At 66.6% G+C, this 25848-nt stretch carries 29 protein-coding genes and 1 riboswitch; of the genes, 15 read left to right on the top strand and 14 right to left on the bottom strand.

Annotated features, from left to right (window positions below):
* Positions 1–2: 2 nt before the first annotated feature.
* Complete coding sequence (uvrA, locus tag QMX85_RS10700; RefSeq protein ID WP_282340714.1) at positions 3–2837, bottom strand: excinuclease ABC subunit UvrA; 2835 nt, start codon at positions 2835–2837, stop codon at positions 3–5.
* A gap of 192 nt (positions 2838–3029) precedes the next feature.
* Here uvrA and QMX85_RS10695 point away from each other — a divergent pair, with 192 nt between their 5' ends.
* From QMX85_RS10695 to QMX85_RS10680, 4 genes are read left to right on the top strand one after another with little or no spacing between them, the layout of a single operon-like run.
* Positions 3030–4424: an MFS transporter gene (locus QMX85_RS10695; RefSeq protein ID WP_090225275.1), complete on the top strand. Its 1395-nt coding sequence runs from the start codon at positions 3030–3032 to the stop codon at positions 4422–4424.
* A gap of 9 nt (positions 4425–4433) precedes the next feature.
* Complete coding sequence (locus QMX85_RS10690; RefSeq protein ID WP_090225276.1) at positions 4434–4931, top strand: single-stranded DNA-binding protein; 498 nt, start codon at positions 4434–4436, stop codon at positions 4929–4931.
* A 13-nt stretch (positions 4932–4944) separates the two neighbouring features.
* Positions 4945–5829: a sugar nucleotide-binding protein gene (locus QMX85_RS10685; protein ID WP_282340710.1), complete on the top strand. Its 885-nt coding sequence runs from the start codon at positions 4945–4947 to the stop codon at positions 5827–5829.
* Entirely contained in the window at positions 5822–6751 is a 930-nt protein-coding gene (locus QMX85_RS10680) for an NAD-dependent epimerase/dehydratase family protein (RefSeq protein WP_282340708.1), read from the top strand. The genes QMX85_RS10685 and QMX85_RS10680 overlap by 8 nt, the downstream gene beginning before the upstream one ends.
* Before the next feature lie 54 nt (positions 6752–6805).
* Here QMX85_RS10680 and QMX85_RS10675 read toward each other — a convergent pair whose 3' ends face one another.
* The 5 genes from QMX85_RS10675 to QMX85_RS10655 form a co-directional block, all read right to left on the bottom strand.
* Positions 6806–7492, bottom strand: coding sequence for an OmpW family outer membrane protein (locus tag QMX85_RS10675; protein WP_282340706.1), 687 nt, complete (start codon positions 7490–7492; stop codon positions 6806–6808).
* Positions 7493–7651: 159 nt separating this feature from the next.
* The gene (locus tag QMX85_RS10670; RefSeq protein WP_282340704.1) at positions 7652–8176 is read right to left on the bottom strand and encodes a DUF3299 domain-containing protein; all 525 of its coding nucleotides are present in this window, start codon (positions 8174–8176) and stop codon (positions 7652–7654) included.
* A complete protein-coding gene (locus QMX85_RS10665) occupies positions 8173–9438 on the bottom strand; it encodes an ABC transporter permease (protein ID WP_282340701.1) in 1266 nt (421 codons plus the stop codon). The genes QMX85_RS10670 and QMX85_RS10665 overlap by 4 nt, the downstream gene beginning before the upstream one ends.
* A gap of 1 nt (position 9439) precedes the next feature.
* Positions 9440–10144, bottom strand: coding sequence for an ABC transporter ATP-binding protein (locus tag QMX85_RS10660; protein WP_282340699.1), 705 nt, complete (start codon positions 10142–10144; stop codon positions 9440–9442).
* Between the two features lie 58 nt (positions 10145–10202).
* Positions 10203–10775: a DUF2796 domain-containing protein gene (locus QMX85_RS10655; protein WP_282340697.1), complete on the bottom strand. Its 573-nt coding sequence runs from the start codon at positions 10773–10775 to the stop codon at positions 10203–10205.
* A 126-nt stretch (positions 10776–10901) separates the two neighbouring features.
* On the opposite strand from QMX85_RS10655, the gene QMX85_RS10650 reads away from it, so the two are divergent.
* Positions 10902–11246: a hypothetical protein gene (locus QMX85_RS10650; RefSeq protein ID WP_282340695.1), complete on the top strand. Its 345-nt coding sequence runs from the start codon at positions 10902–10904 to the stop codon at positions 11244–11246.
* A gap of 10 nt (positions 11247–11256) precedes the next feature.
* Here the strand turns inward: QMX85_RS10650 and trxA are convergent, their stop codons facing one another.
* From trxA to QMX85_RS10635, 3 genes are all read right to left on the bottom strand, one after another.
* Positions 11257–12129 (bottom strand): thioredoxin, encoded by an 873-nt coding sequence (gene trxA / locus QMX85_RS10645; protein ID WP_282340693.1) that lies wholly within the window; start codon positions 12127–12129, stop codon positions 11257–11259.
* 72 nt (positions 12130–12201) lie between these two features.
* The gene (locus tag QMX85_RS10640) at positions 12202–12861 is read right to left on the bottom strand and encodes a 50S ribosomal protein L11 methyltransferase (RefSeq protein WP_282340691.1); all 660 of its coding nucleotides are present in this window, start codon (positions 12859–12861) and stop codon (positions 12202–12204) included.
* The gene (locus QMX85_RS10635) at positions 12858–13301 is read right to left on the bottom strand and encodes a YbaY family lipoprotein (RefSeq protein ID WP_282340689.1); all 444 of its coding nucleotides are present in this window, start codon (positions 13299–13301) and stop codon (positions 12858–12860) included. The genes QMX85_RS10640 and QMX85_RS10635 overlap by 4 nt, the downstream gene beginning before the upstream one ends.
* Before the next feature lie 142 nt (positions 13302–13443).
* Here QMX85_RS10635 and nrdR point away from each other — a divergent pair, with 142 nt between their 5' ends.
* From nrdR to QMX85_RS10585, 10 genes are all read left to right on the top strand, one after another.
* The gene (gene nrdR / locus QMX85_RS10630; protein WP_273230288.1) at positions 13444–13908 is read left to right on the top strand and encodes a transcriptional regulator NrdR; all 465 of its coding nucleotides are present in this window, start codon (positions 13444–13446) and stop codon (positions 13906–13908) included.
* A complete protein-coding gene (ribD, locus tag QMX85_RS10625) occupies positions 13905–15026 on the top strand; it encodes a bifunctional diaminohydroxyphosphoribosylaminopyrimidine deaminase/5-amino-6-(5-phosphoribosylamino)uracil reductase RibD (protein WP_282340686.1) in 1122 nt (373 codons plus the stop codon). The genes nrdR and ribD overlap by 4 nt, the downstream gene beginning before the upstream one ends.
* A 106-nt stretch (positions 15027–15132) precedes the next feature.
* Positions 15133–15292, top strand: a riboswitch (FMN riboswitch).
* A 147-nt stretch (positions 15293–15439) separates the two neighbouring features.
* The gene (locus tag QMX85_RS10620; RefSeq protein WP_282340684.1) at positions 15440–16102 is read left to right on the top strand and encodes a riboflavin synthase; all 663 of its coding nucleotides are present in this window, start codon (positions 15440–15442) and stop codon (positions 16100–16102) included.
* 13 nt (positions 16103–16115) lie between these two features.
* Positions 16116–17204 (top strand): bifunctional 3,4-dihydroxy-2-butanone-4-phosphate synthase/GTP cyclohydrolase II, encoded by a 1089-nt coding sequence (gene ribBA, locus QMX85_RS10615; RefSeq protein ID WP_090225313.1) that lies wholly within the window; start codon positions 16116–16118, stop codon positions 17202–17204.
* 181 nt (positions 17205–17385) lie between these two features.
* On the top strand, positions 17386–17862 hold the full coding sequence (gene ribE, locus QMX85_RS10610; RefSeq protein ID WP_090225314.1) for a 6,7-dimethyl-8-ribityllumazine synthase: 477 nt from the start codon (positions 17386–17388) through the stop codon (positions 17860–17862).
* Positions 17859–18350 carry a transcription antitermination factor NusB gene (gene nusB, locus QMX85_RS10605; protein WP_282340680.1) on the top strand — a complete coding sequence of 164 codons (492 nt, stop codon included), beginning with the start codon at positions 17859–17861 and terminating at the stop codon, positions 18348–18350. The genes ribE and nusB overlap by 4 nt, the downstream gene beginning before the upstream one ends.
* A gap of 44 nt (positions 18351–18394) precedes the next feature.
* Complete coding sequence (gene thiL / locus QMX85_RS10600; RefSeq protein WP_282340678.1) at positions 18395–19363, top strand: thiamine-phosphate kinase; 969 nt, start codon at positions 18395–18397, stop codon at positions 19361–19363.
* Positions 19356–19856, top strand: coding sequence for a phosphatidylglycerophosphatase A (locus tag QMX85_RS10595; protein ID WP_273230299.1), 501 nt, complete (start codon positions 19356–19358; stop codon positions 19854–19856). The genes thiL and QMX85_RS10595 overlap by 8 nt, the downstream gene beginning before the upstream one ends.
* Positions 19857–19867: 11 nt before the next feature.
* The gene (locus QMX85_RS10590; RefSeq protein WP_282340676.1) at positions 19868–20629 is read left to right on the top strand and encodes a transporter substrate-binding domain-containing protein; all 762 of its coding nucleotides are present in this window, start codon (positions 19868–19870) and stop codon (positions 20627–20629) included.
* Positions 20616–21254, top strand: a complete 639-nt coding sequence (locus tag QMX85_RS10585; RefSeq protein WP_282340674.1) for a TIGR02281 family clan AA aspartic protease — start codon at positions 20616–20618, stop codon at positions 21252–21254. Before QMX85_RS10590 ends, QMX85_RS10585 begins: the two co-directional genes overlap by 14 nt.
* Before the next feature lie 27 nt (positions 21255–21281).
* On the opposite strand, the gene QMX85_RS10580 is transcribed toward QMX85_RS10585, so the two are convergent.
* Genes QMX85_RS10580 through QMX85_RS10560 form a run of 5 tightly spaced genes read right to left on the bottom strand, consistent with a single transcriptional unit; the run spans position 21282 to position 25442 of the window.
* Positions 21282–23507, bottom strand: coding sequence for a hypothetical protein (locus QMX85_RS10580; RefSeq protein WP_282340673.1), 2226 nt, complete (start codon positions 23505–23507; stop codon positions 21282–21284).
* Positions 23508–23517: 10 nt separating this feature from the next.
* The gene (locus tag QMX85_RS10575; RefSeq protein ID WP_282340672.1) at positions 23518–24162 is read right to left on the bottom strand and encodes a prepilin-type N-terminal cleavage/methylation domain-containing protein; all 645 of its coding nucleotides are present in this window, start codon (positions 24160–24162) and stop codon (positions 23518–23520) included.
* On the bottom strand, positions 24159–24557 hold the full coding sequence (locus tag QMX85_RS10570; protein ID WP_282340670.1) for a hypothetical protein: 399 nt from the start codon (positions 24555–24557) through the stop codon (positions 24159–24161). Before QMX85_RS10570 ends, QMX85_RS10575 begins: the two co-directional genes overlap by 4 nt.
* Positions 24535–25020: a prepilin-type N-terminal cleavage/methylation domain-containing protein gene (locus tag QMX85_RS10565; protein WP_282340669.1), complete on the bottom strand. Its 486-nt coding sequence runs from the start codon at positions 25018–25020 to the stop codon at positions 24535–24537. Before QMX85_RS10565 ends, QMX85_RS10570 begins: the two co-directional genes overlap by 23 nt.
* Positions 25017–25442 carry a type IV pilin protein gene (locus QMX85_RS10560; protein ID WP_282340667.1) on the bottom strand — a complete coding sequence of 142 codons (426 nt, stop codon included), beginning with the start codon at positions 25440–25442 and terminating at the stop codon, positions 25017–25019. The genes QMX85_RS10565 and QMX85_RS10560 overlap by 4 nt, the downstream gene beginning before the upstream one ends.
* Positions 25443–25848 lie beyond the last annotated feature (406 nt).

Here is a 25848-nt window from a genome sequence, read left to right as displayed (position 1 = left end):
ACTCAGGCCTTGTCGCGTTCCAGCAGAGGCTTGAGGAAATGCCCGGTGTAGGACTGCGGTAGGGCGGCGAGCTCTTCGGGCGTGCCGCTGCCAATGATCTGGCCGCCCTTGGAGCCGCCTTCCGGGCCGAGGTCCACCAGCCAGTCGGCGGTCTTGATCACGTCCAGGTTGTGCTCGATGACCACCACGGTGTTGCCGTGGTCGCGCAACCGGTGCAGCACGTCGAGCAACTGCTGGATGTCGGCGAAGTGCAGGCCGGTGGTGGGCTCGTCGAGGATGTACAGCGTCTTGCCGGTGTCGCGCTTGGACAGCTCACGCGACAGCTTGACGCGCTGCGCCTCGCCGCCGGACAGCGTCGTCGCGCTCTGCCCCAGCTTGATGTAGGAAAGGCCCACGTCGATCAGCGTCTGCAGCTTGCGCGACAGCGCCGGAACCGCTTCGAAGAATTCGCGGGCTTCTTCGATAGTCATTTCCAGCACCTCATGGATGCTCTTGCCCTTGTACTTCACTTCCAGGGTCTCGCGGTTGTAGCGCTTGCCCTTGCAGACATCGCAAGGCACGTAGATGTCCGGCAGGAAGTGCATCTCCACCTTGATCACGCCGTCGCCCTGGCAGGCCTCGCAACGGCCGCCCTTGACGTTGAAGGAGAAGCGCCCCGGGTTGTAGCCGCGCGAGCGGGCCTCCGGCACACCGGAGAACAGCTCGCGGATCGGTGTGAACAGGCCGGTGTAGGTCGCCGGGTTGGAACGCGGCGTGCGGCCGATCGGGCTCTGGTCGATATCGACCACCTTGTCCAGATGCTGCAGGCCGTCGAAGCTATCGTGCGCCGCCGCTTCCAGCGTGGTGGCGCCGTTCAGCGCGGTGGCGGTGATCGGGAACAGCGTGTTGTTGATCAGCGTCGACTTGCCCGAGCCGGACACCCCGGTCACGCAGGTCAACAAGCCAACCGGGATTTCCAGGTTGACGTTCTGTAGGTTGTTGCCGCGCGCGCCCTTGAGCTTGAGCAGTTTCTTCTTGTCGCGCGGGGTGCGCTGCGTCGGCACCGCGATCTTCACCCGGCCGGAGAGGTACTTGCCCGTGAGCGAGTCGGGGTGATCCATGATTTCCTGCGGTGTGCCCTCGGCGACGATCTGCCCGCCATGCACGCCGGCGCCGGGGCCGATGTCGACGACGTAGTCGGCGAGGCGGATGGCGTCCTCGTCGTGCTCCACAACGATCACCGTGTTGCCCAGGTTGCGCAGGTGATTGAGCGTGCCGAGCAGGCGCTCGTTGTCGCGCTGGTGCAGACCGATGGAGGGTTCGTCGAGGATGTACATCACCCCGACCAGGCCGGCACCGATCTGGCTGGCCAGGCGGATGCGCTGCGCCTCGCCGCCGGATAGGGTGTCCGCGCTGCGGTCGAGGGTCAGGTAGTCGAGTCCGACGTTGACCAGGAACTCCAGGCGCTGGCGGATTTCCTTGAGAATCTTGTCGGCGATCTGGCCCTTCTGTCCGGTCAGCTCGAGCCCGGCGAAATAGTCGCTGGCATCGCCGACCGGCAGGCGGGTCACCGCCGGCAGTGTCTTCTCGCCCACCCACACATGGCGCGACTCGCGGCGCAGGCGCGTGCCGTTGCAGTCCGGGCAGGGCTGGGTGCTGAGGAACTTGGCCAGCTCCTCGCGCACGGTTTGCGATTCGGTCTCGCGGTAGCGCCGTTCGAGGTTGGGGATGATCCCCTCGAACGGGTGCGAGCGCTTGACGATATCGCCCCGGTCGTTGAGGTAGCGGAAGTCGACGCTCTCGCGGCCCGAGCCGAACAGGATCGCCTTCTGGTCGTCGGCACCGATCTGCCCGAACGGCGTTTCCAGGCTGAAGCCATAGTGGCTGGCCAGGGAACCGAGCATCTGGAAGTAGTAGACGTTGCGCCGATCCCAGCCGCGGATCGCCCCTTCGGCGAGGGTCAGCTCGCCGTTGACCAGGCGCTTGGCGTCGAAGAACTGCTTAACGCCGAGGCCGTCGCAGGTCGGGCAGGCGCCGGCCGGGTTGTTGAAGGAAAACACCTTCGGTTCCAGCTCGCTGATCGAGTGCCCGCAGACCGGGCAGGCGAAGCGCGCCGAAAAGATGGTTTCCTCGCCGGTTTCGCCTTCCATCGGCGCCACCAGCGCGATGCCGTCGGCCAGGCCCAGCGCGGTCTCGAAGGACTCGGCCAGGCGCTGCTGCAGGTCGGCACGCACCTTGAAACGGTCGACCACGATCTCGATGGTGTGCTTCTTCTGCTTGTCCAGCTTGGGCAGGTCGTCGAGTTCGTGGAGCTTGCCGTTGACCCGCGCGCGGACGAAGCCCTGGGCGCGCATTTCCTCGAACACCGAGAGGTGCTCGCCCTTGCGCTCGCGAATGATCGGCGCGAGCAGCATCAGCTTGGCGCCCTCGGGCATCGCCAGTACCTGATCGACCATCTGGCTGACGGTTTGCGCCTCCAGCGGGATGTCGTGGTCCGGGCAGCGCGGCGTACCGACGCGGGCATAGAGCAGGCGCAGGTAGTCGTAGATCTCGGTGATGGTGCCGACGGTGGAGCGCGGATTGTGCGAGGTGGACTTCTGCTCGATGGAGATCGCCGGGGACAGCCCTTCGATGGTGTCCACGTCGGGCTTTTCCATCATCGAGAGGAACTGCCGGGCGTAGGCGGAGAGCGACTCCACATAGCGGCGCTGCCCCTCTGCGTAGAGCGTGTCGAAGGCCAGGGACGATTTTCCGGAGCCGGACAGGCCGGTGATCACGATGAGTTTGTCGCGGGGGAGGGTGAGGTCGATGTTCTTCAGGTTGTGGGTACGAGCCCCACGGATCAGGATCTTGTCCAAAACAGCCTCGCATGGCGGGCGAAAACCCATGAGTATACGGATCGGCGAGCCGGCGCGTCAGGGCGCCGCGGTCTTTCTCTGACCGGCAGGGTGCGCGAGGGTTTAGCCGCCGCTCGCTGCTTTTGCGCGGGCTCTTGGGGATGGGGGCTGGTAGAATCCCCGCCCTGTTCGTAACAGGGGTGGCAGAGTCAAATGCACGATCCGTACAGCGATCGCATGAGTGGCAGTGAGACCCGCGCCGCCGGTGGCCTGGCGTTGGTGTTCGCCTTCCGCATGCTGGGCATGTTCATGGTGCTGCCGGTGCTGGCGACCTATGGGCAGGACCTCGCCGGCGCCACGCCCGCGCTCATCGGCCTGGCCATCGGCGCCTACGGCCTGACCCAGGCCGTGCTGCAGATTCCCTTCGGCATCATCTCCGATCGCATCGGCCGACTTCCGGTGATCTATATCGGCCTGCTGATCTTCGCTGCCGGCAGCGTCCTCGCTGCCAATGGCGACTCCATCTGGGGCGTGATCGCCGGCCGGGTGCTGCAGGGCGCTGGGGCAATTTCGGCCGCGGTCATGGCGCTGCTGTCCGACCTGACCCGCGAGCAGCACCGGACCAAGGCGATGGCAGCGATCGGCATGAGCATCGGCCTGTCGTTCGCCGTGGCGATGGTGGTCGGCCCGCTGCTGACCCGCGCCTTCGGCCTTTCCGGGCTGTTCTGGGTCACCGCTGCCATGGCCATCGTCGGCATCCTCATCATCGCCTTCATCGTTCCGCGTGCGGACGTCCGCCTGCAGCACCGCGAGTCCGGCGTAGCCAAGCAGGCGCTCGGCGCCACCCTGCGCAACGGCCAACTGCTGCGTCTGGACTTCGGCATCCTGGCGTTGCACGCGGTGTTGATGTCGAGTTTCGTCGCCCTGCCGCTGGCGCTGGTCGAGCGCGCCGGCCTGCCCAAGGAAGAGCACTGGTGGGTCTACCTCACCGCGCTGCTGATCGGCTTCTTCGCGATGGTGCCGTTCATCATCTATGCCGAGAAGAAGCGCAAGATGAAGCGCGTACTCCTGGGGGCGATCAGCGTGCTGCTGATCTGCGAGCTGTTCTTCTGGCTGTTCGGCAGCAGCCTAACGGCATTGGTGGTCGGCACCGTTGTGTTCTTCACCGCCTTCAACCTGCTGGAGGCCAGCATGCCTTCGCTGATCAGCAAGGTCTCGCCGGCGGGTGGCAAGGGCACGGCGATGGGTGTGTACTCGACCAGCCAGTTCCTCGGCGCGGCGGTCGGCGGCATCCTCGGTGGCTGGTTCTACCAGCATGGCGGGCTGGCCACGGTCTTCATCGGCTGCGCCGTGCTCTGTGCGATTTGGCTGGCGTTTGCTGTTACCATGCGCGAACCGCCTTATGTCACCAGCCTGCGCCTGCCGTTGTCGCCCGACGCGGCAGCGGACGCGGGTTTGGCCGAGCGTTTACTGGCAGTGCCCGGAGTGGCGGATGCCATGGTGGTGGTCGAAGAGGCCGCCGCCTACGTCAAAGTGGATACCGAACAATTGGACCGCACGTCCCTCGAGCGCCTGGTCGATCCGGCGCCGCGGCGTGCCGAAGCCTAGGAGAACGTCATGGCCCGTGGGGTTAACAAAGTCATTCTGATCGGCAACGTCGGCGGCGACCCGGAAACCCGCTACCTGCCCAATGGTAACGCCGTCACCAACGTGACTCTGGCAACCACCGACAGCTGGAAAGACAAGCAGACCGGTCAGAATCAGGAGCGTACCGAATGGCACCGCGTGGTGTTCTTCGGCAAGGTCGCGGAAATCGCCGGCGAGTACCTGCGCAAGGGTTCGCAATGCTACATCGAGGGTCGTCTGCAGACCCGCGAGTGGGAAAAGGACGGCGTGAAGCGCTACACCACCGAAATCGTCGTCGACATGGGCGGCACCATGCAGCTGCTCGGCGGCCGCGGCGGTAACGATGGCGATTCGGCCCCGCGCCAGCAGCGTCCGCAACCGCAGCGCGAGCCGCAGCAGCAGGCCCCGCGCGAGTCGCGTCCGCAACAGCAGCCCGCCGCACAGCCTGCTCCGGACTACGACAGCTTCGACGACGACATTCCGTTCTAGGAATCCGCTTCGCATGCACATGCGCCTGATGCTTCTGGGTGGGGGCAATGCGCTGGGACAGGCGTTGATCCGGCTCGGCGCCGAGGAGAACATCGGTTTCCTCGCGCCTCGCCCGCCTGATCAGGGCTGGGACGCCTCCAGCCTGACCCAGCTGCTCGATGACACTCGCCCGGATGCGCTGATCAACCTGGCATTCTATTTCGACTGGTTCCAGCGCGCGGACGCCGATGTGGCGCGCCTGGAGACTCAGGAGCGCGCCGTCGAGCGGCTGGCCGAGCTGTGCCAGTACCACCAGATCCTTCTGCTGCAGCCTTCCAGTTACCAAGTTTTCGATGGCGCGCGGGCGACCGCGTACAGCGAGAAAGACGAGCCACAACCGCTCGGCCTGAGGGGCCAGGCGCTCTGGCGGATCGAGCAGAGCGTGCGCGCCGCCTGCCCGCGGCACGTGCTGCTGCGGTTCGGCTGGCTGCTCGACGACAGCAAGGACGGCATTCTCGGCCGCTTTCTCGCGGCGGCGCAGACGCGCGAAGAGCTTCTCCTTGCCGACGACCGCCGCGGCAATCCGTGCCCGGTCGATGACGTAGCACGGGTCATGCTGTCGGTCCTGAAGCAGCTGGATTGCGCGGCGCCGCTCTGGGGCACCTACCACTACGGCGCCCACGAAGCGACCACGGCGCTCACTTTGGGGCAGGCCGTGCTGGCGGAGGCGCGGGCCTTCCGCTCCTTCACCGTCAACGAGCCCACGGCCCAGGCACATGCCGCCTGCGCCGACGCCGCCGACGAGCCGCAACATGCGGTGCTGGCGTGCCGCAAGATCCTCAATACATTCGGCATCAAGCCGCGCGCCTGGCGCTCCGGGCTGCCCTCACTACTGGACCGTTTTTACCGCCATGTCTGATTCGCCCATCCTGGTCACCGGCGGCGCTGGTTTCATCGGCTCCCACCTGGTGGATGCCCTGCTCGCGAGCGGGCAGTGCGTTCGGGTGCTGGACGACTTCTCGACCGGCAAGCGGGATAACCTTCCGCTCCACGATGAGCGTCTCGAAGTGCTTGAGGGCAACGTCGCCGATGCCGACTGCGTCCTTGCGGCGATGCGAGGCTGCGCTGCCGTGGCGCACCTGGCTGCTGTGGCCTCCGTACAAGCTTCGGTGGACGATCCGGTGGCCACTCACCGCAGCAATTTCATTGGTACGTTGAATGTCTGTGAGGCGATGCGTACCCATGGCGTGAAGCGCGTGCTGTTCTCTTCCAGCGCCGCGGTTTACGGCCAGAACGGCGAGGGCGCCGCGATAGACGAGGACACGCCGAAGTCTCCATTGACCCCTTATGCCTCGGACAAGCTGGCCAGCGAGTACTACCTGGATTTCTACCGGCGCCAGCATGGCCTGGAGCCGGCGGTATTCCGCTTCTTCAATATCTACGGCCCGCGCCAGGATCCTTCGTCGCCTTACTCGGGCGTCATCAGCATCTTCACCGAGCGGGCAGCCAAAGGCTTGCCCATCACGGTTTTTGGCGATGGGGAACAGACCCGGGATTTTCTCTACATCGACGATCTGGTCGGCGTGCTGGTGCAGGCGCTGAATGCGGCATCGGTCGAAGTGGGGGCGGTGAATGTGGGGCTGAATAAGGCAACCACCTTGCTGCAGTTGCTTCAGGCCATCGGTGACGTGCTGGGCGATTTGCCGGAGATCGCTCACCTGCCTGCGCGCGCAGGCGATATCCGCCATTCCCGGGCTGACAACGCACGCCTGCTACGTCGCTACGACCTCGGGCGGACTACGCCCATGCGCGCAGGGCTGGGCCGACTTCTCGGTCGCTGAGTTCTGCAGGCAAAAAAACAGGCGCCTGGGCGCCTGTTTTAATTTCGGTTCGGCTTAGAACTTGTAGCCCAGGCCGATCATGTAGACGTACGGGCTGACGTCGACGTCAACCTTGGCGCGTACACCCAGGTCGACGTTGTCGACGTAGGCGGTAGTGTCGAGATCGATGTAGCGAACCTGTGCGTTGATCAGCAGATTGTCGGTCAACATGTAGTCGGCACCGATCTGTGCTGCCCAGCCCCAGCTGTTGTCGGCTTGCAGATTGCGGAAACCGCCAGCTTCGGCTTCGCTGCTGGTATCGCCATCCATGATCCAGGTGTAGTTGATACCGGCACCAATGTAGGGCTGGAAGGCGGACTTCTTGTCCAGTGGGTAATAGACCAGGCTCAGCGTGGGCGGCAGGTGTTTCAGCGTACCCAGTTTGCCGTTACCGAGGGCTGCACCTTTGATGTTTACATCGTGGGTGAACGGGGTTGCCGCGAGCAGTTCAACACCCACATGGTCGGTCACCATATAAGCGAAGTTGAGGCCCAGCTGGGTATCGTTGTCCATGGTTGCCTTGCCGCCGAGGTCGGTGCCTGCGAGGCTGCCGCGGTCGACTTTGACGCCGGAGCTGTCTTCATGGGTGCTGACGGTAACGGCACCGGCACGAACGATGATGTCGCCCGCTTCGAATGCTTGTGCGAGCGGAGCGGCGAGAGCCATGGCCAGCACGCTAAGGGTGAACAGGGACTTGCGCATAAGTAACTCCAGTCGAGTCTGTGTTTGTATTGGCTGGAGGCTATGGTAAGGAGGTGGCCGAAAGGCTTGTTGATTTAGCTCAACGGATACTTTTGTAGGGTTGCGGCGCTTTGTCAGCCGTTTCTCGGGCTATCGCAAGCGTTTTTCGGCGTGGAGAAATCACTGATCCGGCATTTCGTAAGGGTAGATCTTGCCGGCTTGCATGGCATATCCGGATTCGGCCAGATCGCTGTGGCTCTGCTCTACTTTGAGGGTGCCTTCGATCCAGAACGGCTGGTAAAGGGTGTCCAGCAGCACGCCGTTTTCGCTCTTCACGTGGACGATCTGGTTGGACGGCGGCGGCGGTACGTGGATACAGGCGCCGAAGTAGGGCACCAGGAGAAACTCGGTCACCCGGCCTTCCTCGCTGACATCCAGTGGCACGATGTAGCCCGGCAGTTTCACCGAGACACCGTCGAGTTCGCGCACCGTCGGTTCGGACGGGCGCTGTTGCGCGACCGGGGGCGCCGACTCTGCTGAGAGGGCGTCGCCGAGCTGCGACAGATCGTGCATGGCCACCGGTGGCGGAGCGGCCGGGGCGTCCGCCGGGATCAGTGCCTCCCAGGTCAGCTCGCGCGGTGAAGCGGCGAATGCCGGGAGACTCAGTGCGAGTAGCAGGAGCAAAAGCGCGCGTGGTTTTTTCATACGCGGATGGTCAGGCCATCGGCCAGCGATTGTCGATAGGCGCGCCAGGCCGGGATGCAGCCCATCAGCAGCGCGGCGATGAGGATGCCGCCGAGCATCTGCCATTCATAGGCGCTTGGCAGCGACAGCGGCAGATACAGACCATAGGTGCTCTGCACGAAGCCCTGCGCGGCGGCGATGCCGATATACAGCAGCATGACGCCCACCACCACGCCGGCGGCGGCCAGCGCGAAGGCCTCGACGATCAACAGCCCGGCGATGTGCCAGGGCCGCGCGCCGACCGAGCGCAGGATGGCCATCTCGCGACGGCGCTCGTTGAGGCTGGTGAGAATCGCCGTGAGCATGCCGATCAGCCCGGTCAGCACGACGAACAGCGAGACCATCAGCAGCGCTTTCTCCGCCGTGCGCATCAGGCTCCAGAGTTCCTGCAGCGCCACGCCGGGCAGGATCGCCAGCAGCGGCTCGCCACGGAACTCGTTGATCTCGCGTTGCACGGCGAAGGTTGCGACCTTGCTGTTGAGGCCGAGCAGGAAGGCGGTGATCGCCTTGGGCGTCAAGTCCATGTGTCGCGCCTGTTCGGCGCTGACCTTGCCGGCGCCGCGAGCCGGCACGCCGTTCTGCCAGTCGACGTGCAGCGCCTCCATGCCGGCGAGGGAAATGTGCAGCGTGCGGTCCACCGGCGTGCCGGTGCGCGCGAGGACGCCGACCACGATGAACGGCTTGTCGGCGTGCTGGACCAGGCTGACCGTGGCAACGCCGTGGGCGAGGACGATCCGGTCGCCGAGTCTGTAGTGCAGCGCATCGGCCACCTCGGCGCCGAGCACCACCTCGAACGGGTCGTCGGCGAAGGCGCGGCCGTCGCGCAGTTGCAGGGCCTGGCTGCGGCCGTAACGGTAGTGCTCGAAGTACGCCTGGCTGGTGCCCATCACCCGGTAGCCGCGGTGCGAATCGCCCAGGGAGATCGGGATCGCCCATTTCACTTTCGGGTCGGCGGCGACTGTTTCGAAGCTGTCCCAGCGGATGTTGTTGGTGGCGTTGCCGATGCGGAACACCGAGTAAAGCAACAGGTTGATCGAGCCGGAGCGCGCGCCGACGATCAGGTCGGTGCCGCTGATGGTGCTGGCGAAACTGGCGCGGGCTTCGGTGCGCACGCGTTCGACGGCGAGCAGCAGGGTCACCGAGAGGGCGATGGCAAACATCGTCAGCAGCGCGGTGAAGCGCCGGTTGGCGAGGCTGGCCAGGGCTAGGCGGAACAGGTGCATCTCAGACTCCGGCGGGTTGGGCGGCGCGATTGAGTTCGGCCAGCGACAGGCTGCGGTCGAACAGCGGTGCCAGGCCCTGATCGTGACTGACGAACAGCAGGCTGGAGCCGGCGGCGCGGCATTCGGCGAAAAGCAGTTCGAGAAAGGTTTCGCGGGTGTCGCTGTCCAGCGCCGAGGTTGGCTCGTCGGCGATCACCAGCTCCGGTTGGCCGATCAGCGCGCGCGCCGCGGCGACCCGCTGCTGTTGGCCGATCGACAGCGCATCGGCGCGGCGCTCGTGCAGTGCGGGCGGCAGCCCAAGGTGAGCGAGCAGTTCGCTGGCGGCCAGCGCCACGCTGCCGTGGCGCTGGTGCGCGCGCTGGCTGCGCAGGCGCGAGAAGCGGCACGGCAGCTCGACGTTTTCCCGCACCGAAAGAAACGGCAGTAGGTTGAACTGCTGGAAGATGTAGCCGGTGTGGTTGACGCGAAAACGGTCGCGGGCGCCGGCGGACATTCTGCCAAGTTCCTCGCCAAGCAGGCGAATGCTGCCGCGTCCGGCCTTCTGCACGCCGCCGAGCAGGCCGAGCAGAGTGGTCTTGCCGCTGCCGCTGGGGCCGCGCAGGAACAGGGTTTCGCCGCGTTCGAGGCGAAACTGCGGGATATCCAGCAGTTCCTCCTGGCCGGGCCAGGCGAAGCCGAGGTCGTTGAGTTCGAGCAAAGAGGTCATTGCGCTGCCGGAGAAGTAAGGTGAAGGCGCGGAGCGGCCTGGCTGCCCCGCGCAAGGTTCAGAAGTTCAGCGTGGGGCTGGCCGGGGTGGCCTCGGCACCCTGCTGGCCGTTCGGGCCGATCAACTGGACGTTGACCTTCTGGGTCGCCGGGAACTGGCTGAAGAAGGCCGAGAGGTCGAGGGTTTTGAGGGCTTCGGGCGTGGCACAGCTGAGCTTGTATTCGGCGTCGACGTCGCTGTGTTCGTGTCCGACGTGCTCGTCGTCATCGTGATCCGCGTGCGCCTTGGCGTTGCCGAACAGCGGGCTTTCCAGTGCCTGCTCGGTCACCGTGCAGCCCGCGGCGGCAGGCAGGCTGAACAGCACCAGCGGTTTTTCCAGCTGTGCATGGGCGGCAGAAACCTTGGCCTTGTCGGCGACGCTGTTGGCCTTGTGCTCGAAGCCGACGATGTTCATCGCCGGACTTTCCAGGTCGATTTCCAGGGTCTTGCCGTCCAGCGCCACGTTCAGCGCGGCGACGCCATGTTCATGTTTGCCGAGACTGCCGTGTTCGTGGTCATGATCGTCATCGTGGGCCTGGGCGATTGCCAGGGGCATCAGGGCGAAGGGCAGGGCGAGCAGGAGGCGGCGCATCGGATTCTCCGGGTGGTGAGACATTTGTCGTTACGTTATAACAAGGTTTTGGCGAAGAATGCCAGCGCGACGTGGTGTCATTCCTCGCACCATGGGAGCATGCGTGTTCGATGAGAGGAGCGTGGCATGGTGCGAATTTGCGGGAAGGTCGGCGACTGGCCGGTGGATCTGACGCTTGAGCTGGATGCGCAGGAGTGGGCGCTGCTGGCGGAGAGGGTCCAGGTGGAGCCGGCTGCGGCGGCGGCGAAGGTGGCGCCGTCGGCGTCAGCGGAAGACGGCCGCTGGCAGATGGCGCAGGACCTCTTGCGCCAGGCGCAACAGATGGAGGGGCCGCAGTTGCTGGCGGATCTGTCTGCGCTGGCCGGCAGCACGCAGGCCGGCAAGCGCCTGTTGGTGCGCTTGCGGCATTGCGAGCAGGTGAAGATGGAGAACGGCGGCGAGACGCCTGTCTATCGCTGGATCGAGGGCTGATCCGGCGGGATCAATAGATCGCCTGGTACAGCCGCCGGCGATAGGTGGTGACCAGCGGGTGATCGCTGCCGAGCAGGTCGAACACCTGCAGCAGCGACTTGTGCGGCAGGCCATCGGCGTAGCTGCGGTTGCGTACGAAGAGTTTCAGCAGCCCGTCCAGCGCGGCCTCGTACTGCTGGCGCGCCAACTGCTGAACCGCCAGTTGATAGGCGGCCTCGTCATCTTCGGCGTTCTGCGCCAGACGCGCTTTCAGCGTCGCGGCGTCGGGCAGGTCGATGGCCTGACGCAGGAACGTCAGCTGCGCGCGGGCGCCGGAGAGCGCCTGCTTGTGCTCGTCGCCCTTGACCGCGCCGAGCACCGCCTCGGCCTCTTCCAGCTCGCCGCGTTCGGCCAGGCAGCGCGCATAGAGAATCAGCGCCGCCGCGTTGCCGTTGTCTTCACCCAGCAGTTGCTTGAGCTGGGCCTCGGCGTCGCCGATGCGGCCTTCGTCGAACAACGCCTGGGCGCTTTCAAGCGGGTCGGCCGCTTCCGGCGGCGGCATCGGCACGTGCGGTTCGAGCATCGCGCGCACCGCGGATTCCGGTTGGGCGCCGGCGAAACCGTCCACCGGCTGGCCGTCCTTGAACAGCACCACGGTGGGCAGGCTGCGGATGCCGAAGCGCGCGACGATCTCCTGCTCGGCGTCGCAGTCGACCTTGGCCAGCAGCAGTTCGCCTCGATAGCTCTCGGCGACCTGCGCGAGCATCGGCATCAGCGCCTTGCAGGGCGCGCACCATTCCGCCCAGAAATCCACCAGCACCGGCTTGTGGAAGGAATTCTCGATCACCAGCTGTTCGAAGTTGGCGGCGCCGGATACGTCGAAGATATGGGGCAGGTCGCTCATGGATTGTCTCGGCAAGGCAGAAAAGTGGCAGAACTATAAGTGGGGGCGCTTTGGTCGTGAAGCAAGTCCCGATCAGCCGGCGCGGCGGGCGTAATAGAGGCTGACGTGGCGAAATTCTGCGGGTTCGGCCAGGTCCGGCCAGGTGCAGGCTTCCCTCTGGTCGAGGCGGCGGTACAGCGGATGCTGGAAATCGCGGACCCGCGAATCGGCGACCAGTGCCTCGCGGCCACGGCTGAGGAACTGGTCGAGCAGCGGCAGGTTGGCGCGATCGTAAAGCACGTCGGCGACCAGGATCAGGTCGAAGCGATCAGCCTCGGCGAAAAAGTCGTCCGAATAGCCCATGGTCACCCCGTTCAGTTCGGCGTTGGCCCGGCAGGCCTGCAGGGCCAGCGGGTCGAGATCGCAGGCGACGACTTCCGCGGCGCCCGCCCTGGCCGCGGCAATCGCCGCCACGCCGGAGCCGGCGCCGAAATCCAGCACGCGCTTGCCGCGCACCCATTGCGGCTGCTGCGCCAGCCAGCGCGCCAGCACCAGGCCGCTGGCCCAGCAGAAGCTCCAGTACGGCGGCTCGTCGAGAATCCGCCGGGTTTCCTCCGGGCTGAAGGCGCGCTGCATGTTCGCCGGGTCGATCAGCCACAACGACAGATCGGTGCCCGGCAACCGCTGCGGCAGCAAGTGCGCATCGCCGAGGAGATCCTCGATCGCCCGCTGCAGGGCCGGGCTCGGGGTCACGGCGCGACTTCCAGCTCCAGTGCGCCGAGCGTCTGGGTTTCCGCGCGGGTGATGCGCTGCGGCTGCAGGCGCAGGGTCAGCACGCCGGATTCGACGACACGGGCGCGCAACTCGACGCGGGCATCGGCCGGGAAGGCGGTCGGGTTGAACGGCAGGCGGAACGGCAGGGCGCCACCGGTGCCGGCCAGTTTGAGGCTGCTGAGCAGTTGCTGCGGACGGTCGCGCTCGTCGATCACCAGCAGCGCCAGTTCCACTTCGCTACCCGCCGGCGGCGTATTAAGCGTGCCGACCAGCTCGCGCATGTAGTCCGGCAGGCTCAGCTCGGTGACCACCGGTTTCGCCGGGGCCTTCTGTGCGGGTGGGGCGGAGGGTTCGGGCGTGCTGGCGCAGGCGGCGAGCAGGGTGGCAAGGAAAAGCAGGCACAACGGGCGTAGGGGCATCGGTAAATTCCATCGCTTCGGTTGACTGTATGACAACGCCATCCTGCCTTCGGCAGGGCGCCTGTATAGCGCAAAGTCCTCGTCTTGTCTTGCCGGGAGGATGCGCTACCATGGCCGCCCGTTTTCTCTATTGCACCCTGCCATGCACTGTCCCTTCTGCAGCGCCAACGACACCAAGGTCATCGACTCGCGGCTGGTTGCCGAGGGCGATCAAGTGCGCCGTCGGCGTGAATGCATGGCCTGCGGGGAGCGCTTCACCACCTTCGAGACCGCCGAGCTGGTAATGCCGCGGCTGATCAAGCAGGACGGCAGCCGCCAGCCGTTCGACGAAGAGAAGCTGCGCGCCGGCATGCAGCGCGCGCTGGAGAAGCGCCCGGTCAGCATCGAGCGCCTCGAAGAGGCCATCGCCCACATCAAGAGCAAGCTGCGCGCCACCGGCGAGCGCGAGGTCAAGTCGCTGGTGCTCGGCGAACTGGTGATGACCGAGCTGCAGAAACTCGACGAGGTCGCCTACATCCGCTTCGCCTCGGTCTACAAGCGCTTCCAGGACCTCAACGAATTCCGCGAGGAGATCGAGCGGTTGTCCCGCGAGCCAGCCAAGCAATGAGCGACGCGCCGGTAGACGATATCCGCCACATGGCCCGCGCCCTCCAGCTGGCGCGCCGGGGCCTGTATTCCACCCATCCCAACCCGCGTGTCGGTTGCGTCATCGTGCGCAACGGCGAGGTCGTCGGCGAAGGCTGGCACCTGCGTGCCGGCGAGCCGCACGCGGAAGTCCACGCGCTGCGCCAGGCCGGCGAGCGCGCGCATGGCGCCACCGCCTACGTCACGCTGGAGCCCTGCAGCCATCACGGACGCACGCCGCCGTGCGCCGATGCGCTGCTGCAGGCCGGCGTCGCACGGGTGGTCGCGGCGATGCAGGACCCCAATCCGCAGGTGGCCGGTCAGGGCTTGCAGCGTCTGGCCGCGGCCGGCGTCGCGGTGGCCTCCGGTGTGCTCGAGGCCGAGGCGCGGGCGCTCAACCCGGGTTTCATCAAGCGCATGGAACAGGGCCTGCCCTACGTGCGGGTCAAGCTGGCGATGAGCCTGGACGGCCGCACGGCGATGGCCAGCGGTGAGAGCCAGTGGATCACCGGGCCGGCCGCGCGTGCCGCGGTGCAGCGCCTGCGCGCGCAGTCCGGTGTGGTCCTCAGCGGCGCCGACACCGTGCTGACGGATGCCGCGCGGCTCACCGTGCGTCCCGACGAGCTGGGCCTGGATGCCGAGCAGACGGCCCTGGCCGCCGGCCGCGCGCCGTTGCGCGTGCTGGTCGACGGGCGCCTGCGCGTGCCGCTGGATGCGCCGTTCTTCCAGGCCGGCCCGGCCCTGGTGGCGAGCACCGGCGCGGCCGCGAGCGAGCGTTACGCGGCGGCCGGGCACGAGTTGCTGGCGCTGGGCGGGGACGACGGCCATGTCGACCTGCGCGCGCTGCTCGTCGAGCTGGCCGCGCGTGGCACCAACGAGGTGCTGGTGGAGGCCGGCGCGCAACTGGCTGGCGCTTTCGCCCGGCAGGGGCTGGTGGACGAGTACCAGTTGTTCGTCGCCGCCTGCTTCCTCGGTTCCGCTGCGCGGCCGCTGCTCGAGCTGCCGCTGGAGCGCATGGCCGAAGCGCGCGCGTTGAAGATCGCCGATATCCGCGCCGTCGGCGATGACTGGCTGATCGTCGCCCGCCCCGTCACTCACTAGCTCCGATCGTCCCCGAACCGTCGCCGCGAGGGCTGCGAGACGCCTTTGCGCTTCCGGCCCTGCGGCATTTTGTGCTAAAAACGCCGTCCGGCCATTCAGCTGGCCGGAACGTTCTCAGGGCGGGGCGCAATTCCCCACCGGCGGTGATGGCGCGCAATGCGTCGAGCCCGCGAGCGCTCGTCTTACCCCACACGGGGCGGCGAGGTCAGCAGACCCGGTGTGATCCCGGGGCCGACGGTCATAGTCCGGATGAAGAGAGAACGGGATGCCACCACGGGCAGCGTTCAGGCGCGCCCCTGCAATCCCTTTCGATCGACGTGCCCTGTTTTTCTTAAAAACAGGAGTCTCACGATGTCACTGTTGTATTTCCTCAGCCGTTCGACGGCTTCTGCGCGGCTCGCGCGGGAGGTCGTATGTTCACCGGCATAATCGAAGCCATCGGCAGCATCCGCGCGCTGACGCCCCAGGGCGGCGACGTGCGCCTCTACGTGCAGACCGGCAAGCTCGACCTGGGCGACGTCAAGCTCGGCGACAGCATTGCGGTGAACGGTGTCTGCCTCACCGCGGTGGAGTTGCCCGGCGACGGCTTCTGGGCCGACGTTTCCCGCGAGACCCTCAGCCACACCGCGCTGGCCGGTCTCAAGAGCGGCAGCCCGGTGAACCTGGAAAAGGCGCTGACCCCCACCAGCCGCCTCGGCGGTCATCTGGTCAGCGGCCACGTCGACGGTGTCGGCGAAGTCGTCTCCCGCGAGGAGAACGCCCGCGCCGTGCAGTTCCGCATCCGCGCGCCGCGCGAGCTGGCCAAGTACATCGCGCTGAAGGGCTCGATCACCGTCGATGGCACCAGCCTGACGGTGAACGCGGTGAATGGCGCCGAGTTCGAGCTGACCATCGTCCCGCACACGCTCGCCGAAACCATCATGGCCGACTACCGCCCCGGGCGGCAGGTCAACCTCGAGGTCGACCTGCTGGCACGCTACATCGAGCGCCTGCTGCTCGGCGACAAGGCCGCTGAGCCCGCCGCCTCCGGCATCAGCGAAAGTTTCCTGGCCGAGCACGGCTACCTGAACAAGTAAGGATTCGCCAACCATGGCACTCAACAGCATCGAAGAACTCGTCGAAGACATCCGCCAGGGCAAGATGGTCATCCTCATGGATGACGAAGACCGCGAAAACGAAGGCGACCTGATCATGGCCTCCGAATGCGTGCAGGCCGAGCACATCAACTTCATGGCGCGCTACGCCCGCGGGCTGATCTGCATGCCGATGACCCGCGAGCGTTGCGAAACGCTGAAGCTGCCGCTGATGGCGCCGCGCAACGGCTCCGGTTTCGGCACCAAGTTCACCGTATCGATCGAGGCCGCCGAAGGCGTCACCACCGGCATCTCCGCCGCCGACCGCGCGCGTACCGTGCAGGCCGCCGCGGCGAAGAACGCCAGGGCCGAAGACATCGTCAGCCCCGGCCACATCTTCCCGTTGATGGCGCAATCCGGCGGCGTACTGGCTCGTGCGGGCCACACCGAAGCGGCCTGCGACCTGGCGCGGATGGGCGGTTTCGAGCCGAGCGGGGTGATCTGCGAGGTGATGAACGACGACGGCAGCATGGCGCGCCGGCCCGAACTCGAGGCCTTCGCCGAGCTGCACGGGATCAAGATCGGCACCATCGCCGACCTCATCCACTACCGGCTGATCCACGAGCGAACCGTGCAGCGCATCGCCGAACAGCCGCTGGACAGCGAAGTCGGTCCCTTCAACCTGGTCACCTACCGCGACTCGGTGGAGGGCGACGTGCACATGGCGCTGACCCTCGGCAGCATCTGCCCGGAAGAGCCGACGCTGGTGCGGGTGCACAACATGGACCCGATGCGCGACCTGCTGATGGTCCGCCAGCCGGGCCGCTGGAGCCTGCGCGCGGCGATGACCGAAGTGGCCCGCGCGGGCAGTGGGGTAGTGCTGCTGCTCGGCCATTCGCTGGACGGCGACGAAGTGCTCGCGCACATCCGCGAGGCCGATGCCGGCACCGCGAAGACGCCGAGCACCTACAGCACGGTCGGCGCCGGCTCGCAGATACTCCGCGACCTCGGCGTGCGCAAGATGCGCCTGATGAGTTCGCCGATGAAGTTCAATGCGATATCCGGGTTCGACCTGGAGGTTGTAGAATACCTGCCCGCCGATTGACAGGCGGCCCGCAGGGCCGCTTCCGATGACCCTCTTCCGTTCATGGGAGAGGGTGCCCGAAGGGCGGGAGAGGGTGTTGTGGCTTCACGCGCAGCCCTCTCCCGCACCTGGGCAAGGGGAGCAAAAAGCTTATTTTCGGGGCGAGTGACGCCCGGCTCTTTATACAGATCGAGACCCATCCATGCCTCTGAAGACCATCGAAGGTACCTTCATCGCCCCCCAAGGCAAATTCGCCCTGGTGGTTGGCCGCTTCAACAGCTTCGTCGTCGAAAGCCTGGTCAGCGGGGCGGTCGACGCCCTGGTCCGCCACGGCGTCAAGGAAGCCGACATCACCCTGATCCGCGCGCCCGGCGCCTTCGAGATCCCGCTGGTCACGCAGAAAGTCGCCCAGCAGGGCGAGTACGCGGCGATCATCGCCCTTGGCGCGGTCATCCGCGGTGGCACTCCGCACTTCGAATACGTCGCCGGCGAATGCACCAAGGGCCTGGCCCAGGTTTCCATGGAGTTCGGCGTGCCGGTCGCGTTCGGCGTGCTGACCGTGGACTCCATCGAGCAGGCCATCGAGCGCTCCGGCACCAAGGCCGGCAACAAGGGCGCGGAAGCCGCGCTGTCCGCTCTGGAAATGGTCAGCCTGTTGGCGGCCTTGGAGGCCAAGTGAGTCTTAACCGGGACGACCAGCAGCCGGCCAAGCCGGCGAAGGGCAGGATCGCGCAACGTCGCGTGGCCCGCAGCCTGGCGATGCAGGCGCTTTATCAGTGGCACATCGCCGGCCAGTCGCTCAACGAGATCGAAGCGCAGTTCCGCGTCGACAACGACTTCGCCGGTGTCGATGGCGCCTACTTCCACGAAATCCTCACCGGCGTTGCGCACAACAAGCCGGAAATCGATGGCGCCTTCGCCGCGTTCCTCGATATCCCGCTGGAGGAACTGGACCCGGTCGAACTGGCTATCCTGCGCCTGTCCACCTGGGAAATGACCCATCGCGTCGACGTGCCGTACCGTGTGGTGATCAACGAGGGCATCGAGCTGGCCAAGGTGTTCGGCGCCACCGACGGGCATAAGTTCGTCAACGGCGTACTGGACAAGCTGGCGCCGACCCTGCGCGCAGCCGAAGTGCGCGGCGGCCAGCGCGGCGACAAGCGCTGATGCCGTCCCTTCCCTCGTCCCCGGACGCTGCCTGAGGCGTCCCGATGGGGGAGTTCGAGCTGATCCGCCATTACTTCGCCGCCGCGCCTTGTGCGCAGGCGGCCGAAGGCGTGGCGCTGGGCATCGGCGACGATTGCGCGCTGCTCGACCTGCCGCCCGGCGAACAGCTGGCGGTATCCACCGACACGCTGGTCGCCGGCGTGCACTTCCCCGATGCCTGCGAGGCCTTTCTGCTCGGCCAGCGCGCGCTGGCGGTATCCGCCAGCGACCTGGCGGCGATGGGCGCTACGCCGCTCGCCTTCACCCTCGCACTGACCCTGCCTGGCGCCGATGACGACTGGTTGCGCGGTTTCGCCGACGGCCTTTCGTTAATGGCGGCGGCCTGCGGACTGGCGCTGGTCGGCGGCGATACCACGCGTGGCCCGCTGAGCCTGACCCTGAGCGTGTTCGGCCGCGTGCCGCGCGGCCAGGCGCTGACCCGCAGCGGCGCACGGCCCGGCGACTTGCTCTGCGTCGGTGGCAGCCTCGGCGACGCCGCCGGTGCGCTGCCGCTGGTGCTCCGCGAACGCCGTGCGGCGGCGCGGATCGCCAGGCCGCTGCTGGAGCGATACTGGGCGCCGCAGCCGCAACTGGCGCTGGGCCAGGCGTTGCGCGGCAGGGCCACGGCGGCCCTGGACATCTCCGACGGCCTGCTCGCCGACTGCGGCCACATCGCCCGCGCCTCCGGTGTCGCCCTGCTCGTCGAGCGCGAGCGGCTGCCGTTGTCGGGGCCCTTGCTGGCGCTGCTTGGGCGTGAGGCGGCGCAGGCCTGCGCGCTGGGCGGCGGCGACGACTACCGCCTGGCATTCACGCTGCCGCCGTCCCTGCTGCCCGCGTTCCAGCGCGACTGGCCGGAGCTGGCGGTGATCGGCCGCGTCGAGGCCGGCGCCGGCGTGCAGCTACTCGACGCCCAGGGACGGTTCCTCGACCTGCCTGCGGGCGGCTACCAACATTTCGGAGCGACCCATGACTGATTCCCACCAGGCGCCGACGCAGCCGGTTCCGCATTCGGTGTGGTCCGACCCCTGGCATTTCCTCGCCTTCGGCTTCGGCTCCGGCACCTTGCCCAAGGCACCCGGTACCTGGGGTTCGCTGATCGCCCTGGTGTTCGTCCCGCTGTGGCACCTGCTCCCGGTGTGGGGCTACGCGGCGCTGCTGGTGGCCACCACGCTGTTCGGCATCTGGCTGTGCGGCAAGGTCGCCGACGACCTGCGGGTGCACGACCACGAAGGCATCGTCTGGGATGAACTGGTCGGCATCTGGATCACCTTCTGGCTGGCGCCGGACGGCTGGGCGTGGCTGCTGCTCGGCTTCGTGGCCTTTCGTCTGTTCGATATCTTCAAGCCGGGACCGATCGGCTGGCTGGACAGGCACCTGCAAGGTGGGCTGGGTATCATGCTCGACGACGTGCTGGCGGGCGTCTTCGCCTGGGCAGTCGTCCAGGGCGCGGCCTGGCTCGTGATCTAGGAAACACAGCGATGAAGTCATGGATGATCGGTGCGCTGCTGCTCTGCGCCGCCGTGTTGGGCGAGGCGTACGCCGAGGACGCCGAGGCGATGGATATCCGCCTGGTCAGCGACATTTGGCCGGGCTACACCAATGCCGACGGCAGCGGCCTGGCCTGGGAGATCATGCGGCTGATCTTCGAGCCGGCGGGGGTGAAGGTGAAGATCCGCAGCGACATCACCACCCGTGGTATCGGCCTGGTTCAGCGCGGCGAGGCGGATGCCTGGCTGGGCTCCTACCGCGACGAGGACCTCGACGGCGTCATCTACCCGCGCGGCTCCTACGGCCTCGACCCGGTGGTCGCCCTCGGCTTGAGCAGCAAGCCGGCCCCCACCCTGGACGATCTCGCCCAGTACCGGCTGACCTGGATTCGTGGCTACGGCTACCAGCGCCATTTGCCCGGCGTGGTGGGATACGAAGAGATCCGCCGCCGCGACGGGGTGCTGGAAATGCTCGAACGCGGTCGCGCCGACTTCTACATCGACGCGCTGCCGGACGTGCAACTGCTGCTCCAGGCCAGCCCGCAGCCGGATCGTTATCGGATCACCGAGCTGACCGTCCTGCCGATGTACCCCGGTTTCGCCGCGAGCCCGCGCGGGCGCGCCCTCGCGGCGCTGTACGACAGGCGCCTGCAGGCGCTGAAGGACGATGGCAGCCTGCGCGCCCTGTATGGTCGCTGGAACCAGCTCTATCTGTTCGACCGCTATCCGGAGAAGGCCGATGCGCCACGCTGAGCTGCTCGCCTGCGGCCTGTTGTGGGCCTGCATGCTCCACGCCGCGCCCCAGGTGCAGGTGGTCGGGCTGTTTCCCAGCGCCGTGGTGCTCAACGTCGACGGCACGCGCAAGCTGGTGCGCGTCGGCCAGAGCGGGCCGCAGGGCGTGGAGGTGGTGGCGGCGGACAAGAACGGCGCGCTGCTGCGCATCGGTGGCGTCGAGCGGCGCATCGAACTGAGCCGCGAGTACGGCCAGGGCAGCGCGACGCCGAAGCGTCCGCAGGTGTCCATTGCGCGGAGCAACTCGGGGCACTACTGGGTGCCAGGCTCGGTCCAGGGCTTCCCGGTGCAGTTCCTGGTAGATACCGGCGCCACCTCGGTGGCGATGAACGAGGCGCAGGCGACTCGCCTGGGCATCGACTTCCGGGTGCTTGGCCGGCCGTTGGTCGTCAGCACCGCCAGCGGCACGGTGAGGGCCTGGGGTGTGACGCTCACCAGTGTCAAGGTCGGCGAGATCGAGTTGCGCGGCGTCCAGGCCTCGATCCTCGAAGGCCCGGCGCCGGGTGAAGTCCTGCTCGGCATGAGCTTCCTCAGCCGTGTGCGCTGGGGCGAAGAGCAGGGAATGCTGGTGCTCGAGGCCAAGTAGCTCCCGCGGGTCACGCGCATCCCTTTTCTACAGGTAGCGGCTCCAGAGCAGCTCGGCGCTGGCGGCGGCCGAGCCGTGGCCACCGTCGCAATTGCTGGTGCAGTTGTCCATGTCGGGAATCCCGCCCGGGTTGTAGCCGGCCGGGAGGTTGGTCAGGTCGATGGTCAGGCTGCCGCCCCAGTCGTTGCTGGTGCTGCTGCCCAGGCCGGCCGCGGTGATGTAGCCATGCACGGTGCTGTTGCCGCTGGTGAGCAGGGTGTCGCCGGCGATCACGCTGCCGAAGACCTCGGTGGAGGCGCCGAGGTTGATGATGCCGCCGCTGTAGGCGCCGTTGATGTAACCGCCGGCCAGCAGGCCGATGTTGCCGACAGGGTTGCCGATCAGGGCGCCATCGGTACCGCAGTAGTTGACCGGGGAAAGTCCTGAAAAAGTGTTGTTCTGGCAGGTGAGGGTGTAACCGCTGTAGTTGATCGCGGAGACCTTGTCGCTGCCGGAGGTGGTGATGTTGCCGGTCGCGATGATGCTGTTGCGGAAGAAGCCGCTCTGCAGGGCGAGGTTACCCTTGAGCCAGAGGACGCCCGGGGCGATCACCGTATTGTCGCTTTGGCCGTTGAGCGTCCAGGTTCCGTTCGAGTAGGCGATGCACTCCGCGCCGTCCCAGGTGCCCTGGCAAATCTTGCGTGCGCTGGCGACGCCGACGCCACTACAGCTGCCGTTGGTGACCGTCGCGCATTCGGTCCTGCAATAGCCGGAGCCGTCGATGTCGCTGCACAGGTAACCCCACTTGTCGTTGTAGTTGGTCTTGATCTTGCCGATCCGGTAGCTGCCGGCGGGAATGCCGCTGATGTTGGCGACGCTCACCACAATGTGCCCGCTGTCGTAGGTGAAGGCGTAGTTGGCCGAACTCTTCAGCGGGTACGCATCCACCTGCGGCTGGGTCAGGCTGAATTCGGTCAGCGGGGTCATCGGCACGACGTCCACCAACGGCACGTCGACCACCAGGCCGGGCTGCCTGGAGACGTTCACGTTGTTGTTGTATTGCTCGGCCTTGGTGACCGTGCCGCCCACGCGACCACTCGCGCTTCCCCAGCCGTTGAACGTCAGGTTCTGCTGCGCGGTGACGCTGCTCAGGTTGCCGGCGTTGACCAGCACCGAGCCTTTGGTGGTGACGCTCTTGCTGCCGGAGTCGTTGAGCGTGACGTTGCCGATTGCCTTGATCACCGTGGCGGCGCTGCCACCGGCGACTACGCTGCCATTGGCATTGATCTGCGCGACGTTGCGAGTGGAGGTCACGTCCCCTTCGCTGTTGATGACGTTGACCGAGCCCCCGGTCACGGAAACGTTGCCGACCGCGGCCGCGACGTTCGTGGTGCCGCCGTTGCTGATGGCGATGGTCTGCGCCGCGTTCAGCGCGCCCTGGTTGCTGCCGCTGCTCACCTTGATCCAGCCCAGCGCATTGGCGGTGCTGGTGCTGCCGTTGCTCAGGGTGATGTTGCCGTTGGCGTTCAGCGTGCCCTGGGTGCCGCCGCTGGCAACGGTGATGTTGCCGAGCGCCGAGGCGGTGGTGGCGCTGGCGGAGCCGGTCAGCGCGATGTTGCCGTTGGAGTAGAGCGTGGTCACGGCGATGGCGCTGCCGATGGAAATGTCGCCGGTCGCCTTGATCGTCTTGATCCCGGTGATCGAGGCGTTGTTCAGGCTGACGTTGCCGCTGACGTTGAAGTTGGCGTTGTCATAGCCGCGGATACCGATGCCGCCGCTCATGTTCAGGTCGTTGTAGATGTTCAGCACGTCGCTCCAGGGCAGACCGGATTCGGTGTTGGTCGCGCCCCCCGGCGTCACTTGATAGACCGCCTGGATCACCGAGGTGGAGCGCGCGGCGGCGTCCTGATTGCGGATGTTGGCGGTGATCCGCCGGGTGCTGCCGCTGGTGACGGTGTTCTGCACGATCACCGCCCCCAGCGCCATGTCGCCGAGGCTGATGCTGACCGCCTGGCCGGCCGCCAGCGCTTCCAGGCTGGCCTGGTTGATCGACTTGAGGTACTGGCGAAACACCTCGACGCCGGTCCAGGCGCCCGCCTGGGCGTGCGTCGCGGCATGCACCGTGACCTGCTTGTCCTGGGCGCTTCGCACGGCATGGGTGACGCCCAGCGCGGTCACCGTCAGCGCCAGCCCGGCGAGCAGGATGATCATCAGAGTCGCCATGCCGCGTTGGCAGGCGGGCAGGCGGGGCGTGCGCTGCGGATGAAGGCCCATGGCGGTTGTCCTAGACGGGTTTGATGTTGGGCAGGCAGACGCTGTAGCTGATCGGGTCGGCTACCGCGCCCGCGAGCTGCGAGCTGCTGGGTGCACTGAGCGTCACCAGCGCATGGGCGCTGGGAGTGCTGTTGTCGCCCACACCGAACGGCCAGCAGTTGCTGGTGCTGATCTGGAAGACGACTTGCGCGAGGTTCTGCCCGCGGAATTCGGCGAGGTCGCCGACCACCGCCCAGGTCTTGCCCGACAGTGCGCCGCTCGCGTCGCAACCGTTCGCCTGCAACAGCGACAGCACGCGCATGCTCTGGCCGCTGGCGCTGTCGTTCACGCTGCGTTCGAGCAATCCGCGGCAGCGGTAGGTGCCGGTGTCGACCAGGCGCCAGAGCAGCGCGCGGGTGGTGCTGTCGAGGTTGGTGGTGGCCAGTGTGAGATCGGCATTGCCGGCCGCTTCGATGCCGAAGCCGGCGCTCTGGATCTCCAGTTGCGCACTGAGCAGGCCGGCGGCGATCTGCCCGTCAAGGTTGGCATCGCGGGTCGCCACCACCGCGCTTTGCACCAGGCTGCGGTACAGCGAAAGCATGGCGACGATGCTGAACATCGAGATCACCAGGCCGACCATCATGCTGATCAGCGTCATCCCGCGTTGGCGTTTCATAGCGTCGCCCCCACGCTGACTTCGCCGCCCAGCGCGCTGTTGCTCACGCTCAGGGTCAGCGGGCTGGCGATGCCGCTCAGCGGCTGGCCACCCACCGTGGCATTGGCGGTGGTGCCGCAGCCGGTGACGGTGACGTTGAGGGTGCCGATCGACGGCAGGCTGATCTGGTGGCTGCCGCCGCACAGGTCGGTGCCGGCGCCGTTGCGTTGCAGCAGGTCGCGCAGTTGGGCGATCGCCAGGCTCTGCAGGTTCATGTCCTTCTGGCTGACTGCGACGCGCGAGGTCACGTAGACCAGCCCGAGGCCGATGATCGCCATCAGCAGGATGCCGATCAGCGCCTCGAGGAGGATGTCGCCGCGCTGCCGGCGGCGATCAGTTGAAGACCAGAGCGACATTCTCACCTCCCGCGGCGAGCGTCAGCGCGGTGCTGGACGAGCAGCCGCTGGGCACCGAGGCGCTGGCGAGCGCGGCGTGGTTGTCGAAACTCAGGCAGCTCAGGGTGCTGGCGTCGGCGGTCAGGGTGACGCTGACGCTCGCAGGCAGTTGTGCCTGCCACGGCGAATGGGTGAGGCAGGTGGCGGGCGTGTCCTTGTCGTTGGCTTCGTGGAGGCTGAGCAGGTTGCTGTCGGACAGGCACAGCGTGGCCGCCGGCTTGCCGTCGACGATGCCATAGCGGTTTCGCAGCGCGGCCGCCTTGGCCCGGCCGATGCCCTGGTTGAGCACACCCTCGGCATCGCGCACCTTGGCGCCGTTGCTCCAGGCGCTGGTGAACGGCCCGGCGATCAAAACCAGGAACGCGAACAGGGCCACGGTGATCATCAGTTCGATCAACGAGAAGCCCCGCGCCTGGCGCCTCACAGCCAGCTACCGTTGTAGGCGCCGCATTGGGCGATGGTGCGGGTGTTTTCGTTGTCCAGGGTGATCTCGCAGCCGTTCACCTTGCCGGTGCTGCCGGTGGCGGTCAGCGTGTAGCCGCTGGCGGAGGAGGACAGGCTGTACTCGAAGTTCGATTCCGCGGGGTGCCAGCCGCTGAACTGCGCGGTCACCGCGGCGCTGTCGTCGAGCGTCAGGGTCGGGTAGGCGAGCTTGCGCTGGTAGGCGTTCTCGAGGTTAAGGGCGAGCGCGGCGAGATCGGCCTGGGCGGTCTTGATCCGGCTCTTGGTGATGTAGCTGTCGTACGCGGGCAGGGCGATGGCCGCGAGTATGCCGATGATCGCGAGGGTGATCATCAGCTCGATCAGGGTAAAACCCGCGGTTCGGCGGGGAACAAACATGACCATCTAAGGCGTCCTTGGAAGTCGCGATGACCGGGTCCGATGACCCACTGCACCAGGGAATCTCGCGCATCCGAGAGTGAGGAGGGATGTGCGTCGAAAGCATGACCTGTGCCAATAGCGGGGCCTCTAAATCGGGCCTTTGGCGCATTCACTGCCTGCTTTGATGGCGAAACGCCTGCATTATGAACCATCCGAGGGCGTGGCCTGCGGACGATGAGCCGCAAAAATTGTAACGCCCGCGCTGGTCTCGACGATGCAGTGGCGGTAACAAGATGTAAGCAATGGCTTATGAGGTCTTGGGTGATTCGGTAGGGCCTTATCTAAAAAGCTGATAGTGATAGACGGAAATTCACGCTGACTCGACGTCGGTCGGCGCTGGTACAATGCCCGCCCCGCTTATCCCCATGGA

The organism is Pseudomonas sp. PS02288, from assembly GCF_029959715.1.
Lineage (GTDB): Bacteria > Pseudomonadota > Gammaproteobacteria > Pseudomonadales > Pseudomonadaceae > Pseudomonas_O > Pseudomonas_O kuykendallii.
The sequence above is the reverse complement of the archived record's forward strand: the minus strand, read 5'-3'. Positions and strand labels throughout refer to the sequence as shown.

What these genes read in the sequence shown, in the direction of transcription:
- QMX85_RS10650 (WP_282340695.1), top strand. Translation starts at nt 10,902, where the DNA reads ATGGTGCGAATTTGCGGGAAGGTCGGCGACTGGCCGGTGGATCTGACG.
- QMX85_RS10685 (WP_282340710.1), top strand. Translation starts at nt 4,945, where the DNA reads ATGCACATGCGCCTGATGCTTCTGGGTGGGGGCAATGCGCTGGGACAG.
- QMX85_RS10680 (WP_282340708.1), top strand. Translation starts at nt 5,822, where the DNA reads ATGTCTGATTCGCCCATCCTGGTCACCGGCGGCGCTGGTTTCATCGGC.
- QMX85_RS10560 (WP_282340667.1), bottom strand. Translation starts at nt 25,442, where the DNA reads ATGGTCATGTTTGTTCCCCGCCGAACCGCGGGTTTTACCCTGATCGAG.
- QMX85_RS10670 (WP_282340704.1), bottom strand. Translation starts at nt 8,176, where the DNA reads ATGAAAAAACCACGCGCGCTTTTGCTCCTGCTACTCGCACTGAGTCTC.
- ribD (WP_282340686.1), top strand. Translation starts at nt 13,905, where the DNA reads ATGAGCGACGCGCCGGTAGACGATATCCGCCACATGGCCCGCGCCCTC.
- QMX85_RS10690 (WP_090225276.1), top strand. Translation starts at nt 4,434, where the DNA reads ATGGCCCGTGGGGTTAACAAAGTCATTCTGATCGGCAACGTCGGCGGC.
- QMX85_RS10665 (WP_282340701.1), bottom strand. Translation starts at nt 9,438, where the DNA reads ATGCACCTGTTCCGCCTAGCCCTGGCCAGCCTCGCCAACCGGCGCTTC.
- QMX85_RS10595 (WP_273230299.1), top strand. Translation starts at nt 19,356, where the DNA reads ATGACTGATTCCCACCAGGCGCCGACGCAGCCGGTTCCGCATTCGGTG.
- QMX85_RS10620 (WP_282340684.1), top strand. Translation starts at nt 15,440, where the DNA reads ATGTTCACCGGCATAATCGAAGCCATCGGCAGCATCCGCGCGCTGACG.
- QMX85_RS10580 (WP_282340673.1), bottom strand. Translation starts at nt 23,507, where the DNA reads ATGGGCCTTCATCCGCAGCGCACGCCCCGCCTGCCCGCCTGCCAACGC.
- QMX85_RS10575 (WP_282340672.1), bottom strand. Translation starts at nt 24,162, where the DNA reads ATGAAACGCCAACGCGGGATGACGCTGATCAGCATGATGGTCGGCCTG.
- QMX85_RS10655 (WP_282340697.1), bottom strand. Translation starts at nt 10,775, where the DNA reads ATGCGCCGCCTCCTGCTCGCCCTGCCCTTCGCCCTGATGCCCCTGGCA.
- QMX85_RS10695 (WP_090225275.1), top strand. Translation starts at nt 3,030, where the DNA reads ATGCACGATCCGTACAGCGATCGCATGAGTGGCAGTGAGACCCGCGCC.
- QMX85_RS10590 (WP_282340676.1), top strand. Translation starts at nt 19,868, where the DNA reads ATGAAGTCATGGATGATCGGTGCGCTGCTGCTCTGCGCCGCCGTGTTG.
- nrdR (WP_273230288.1), top strand. Translation starts at nt 13,444, where the DNA reads ATGCACTGTCCCTTCTGCAGCGCCAACGACACCAAGGTCATCGACTCG.
- ribE (WP_090225314.1), top strand. Translation starts at nt 17,386, where the DNA reads ATGCCTCTGAAGACCATCGAAGGTACCTTCATCGCCCCCCAAGGCAAA.
- QMX85_RS10570 (WP_282340670.1), bottom strand. Translation starts at nt 24,557, where the DNA reads ATGTCGCTCTGGTCTTCAACTGATCGCCGCCGGCAGCGCGGCGACATC.
- QMX85_RS10635 (WP_282340689.1), bottom strand. Translation starts at nt 13,301, where the DNA reads ATGCCCCTACGCCCGTTGTGCCTGCTTTTCCTTGCCACCCTGCTCGCC.
- QMX85_RS10675 (WP_282340706.1), bottom strand. Translation starts at nt 7,492, where the DNA reads ATGCGCAAGTCCCTGTTCACCCTTAGCGTGCTGGCCATGGCTCTCGCC.
- ribBA (WP_090225313.1), top strand. Translation starts at nt 16,116, where the DNA reads ATGGCACTCAACAGCATCGAAGAACTCGTCGAAGACATCCGCCAGGGC.
- trxA (WP_282340693.1), bottom strand. Translation starts at nt 12,129, where the DNA reads ATGAGCGACCTGCCCCATATCTTCGACGTATCCGGCGCCGCCAACTTC.
- thiL (WP_282340678.1), top strand. Translation starts at nt 18,395, where the DNA reads ATGGGGGAGTTCGAGCTGATCCGCCATTACTTCGCCGCCGCGCCTTGT.
- QMX85_RS10660 (WP_282340699.1), bottom strand. Translation starts at nt 10,144, where the DNA reads ATGACCTCTTTGCTCGAACTCAACGACCTCGGCTTCGCCTGGCCCGGC.
- QMX85_RS10585 (WP_282340674.1), top strand. Translation starts at nt 20,616, where the DNA reads ATGCGCCACGCTGAGCTGCTCGCCTGCGGCCTGTTGTGGGCCTGCATG.